Consider the following 1096-nt stretch of genomic DNA (forward strand, 5'->3'; position numbering starts at 1 on the left):
GAACGCCTCCCGCGCCGCCCCGGGACCCCGGAGGCCGCCGGGACCGGTGAGGCGGGCCGCGGCCTGCTGCTGGTGTCCCGGCTGGCCGCCCGCTGGGACTGGCACCCCCGCCCGGACGGCCCCGGCAAGACCGTCTGGGCGGAGTACCCCCTCCCGCCCATCTCCTGGCGGCTGCCGTACGAGGAAGTGCGCATCCCCGACGCCCCCGGCTCCGCCCCGGCCGAGGTCTGTGACCGGCTCGCCCCGGAGGAGCGCGCGGAACGGGCTGAGTCCGCCCGTGCCGCCCTGCTGCGGTGGATCGGGTGCGACCCGACGGCCACGGAACAGGCAGTGCCGGACGCCGGGCTGGACCGGCGTCCGAGCCCGTCGGCATGAAGAAGCGCCGTCAAGCCATCAAGATGTACATCTGCTACGTTCGTGACATGAGTGAGCCGGTAGTCGAGTCCATGGCCGAAGTCCGCAATCACCTCGCCGACGTCATAGACCGCGCCCACCGGGAGGAGACGCCGACGATCATCACCCGGCGCGGCAGGCAGGAAGCCGTGGTGATCGACATCGAGGAGTACCAGCGCCTGCGGCGGCTCGCGGAGGACGCGGAGGAGGCGTGGCTCAACCGGTTGGCGGACGAGGCGGAGTCCGAGGGCACGGAAGGGTCGGTCTCGCTGGAGGGGATGGCTGCTCTTCTCCGCGATCGTGAGAGCTGAGCCGATGGGATACGTCACGCGGTTCACGCCGCACGCCCAGAGGGACATGCTCAAGATCCCCCGTCCGGACGCCCTGCGGATCCTCCACCGCCTGGCCGAACTCCAGAAGGCGATGGACCGGGACGACATCGGGGCGTTCGACATCAAGGCCCTCCAAGGGCACAACGCCCGGTGGCGTCTCAGGGTCGGCGATCACCGGATCGTCTACACGGTCGAGGACGGCAAGCTGATCGTATGGGTCCTGGCCGCCGGGAACCGCCGCGAGATCTACCGTCACGTCCCCTGAGCCGTCTGCCACCTCCCCGCCGGATACCCGGGAACCGGGGGCTCTGTCGGTGGCCGGTCGTAGAGTGGGCGTGATCACCTGCGGGCGGTCCGGTACCGGGCGCCGG

The 1096-nt window shown here is 71.4% G+C and carries 3 protein-coding genes; all 3 read left to right on the forward strand.

Features of this window, described 5'->3' with window-relative positions; genetic code table 11:
* On the forward strand, nt 1-375 hold a 375-nt coding region (locus ABZ862_RS38490), incomplete at its 5' end, for an ATP-binding protein (RefSeq protein ID WP_360969291.1).
* Nucleotides 376-422: 47 nt separating this feature from the next.
* A complete protein-coding gene (locus ABZ862_RS38495; protein ID WP_360969294.1) occupies nt 423-704 on the forward strand; it encodes a type II toxin-antitoxin system Phd/YefM family antitoxin in 282 nt (93 codons plus the stop codon).
* Nucleotides 705-708: 4 nt separating this feature from the next.
* A complete protein-coding gene (locus ABZ862_RS38500) occupies nt 709-990 on the forward strand; it encodes a type II toxin-antitoxin system RelE/ParE family toxin (protein ID WP_360969297.1) in 282 nt (93 codons plus the stop codon).
* The last annotated feature ends 106 nt before the right edge of the window (nt 991-1096 follow it).

This window comes from Streptomyces sp. NPDC047000 (assembly GCF_040644295.1).
Taxonomy (GTDB): Bacteria; Actinomycetota; Actinomycetes; order Streptomycetales; family Streptomycetaceae; genus Streptomyces.

Excerpts from the sequence above, each read along its gene's own strand:
- ABZ862_RS38495 (WP_360969294.1), top strand. The coding sequence starts at position 423 with ATGAGTGAGCCGGTAGTCGAGTCCATGGCCGAAGTCCGCAATCACCTC.
- ABZ862_RS38500 (WP_360969297.1), top strand. The coding sequence starts at position 709 with ATGGGATACGTCACGCGGTTCACGCCGCACGCCCAGAGGGACATGCTC.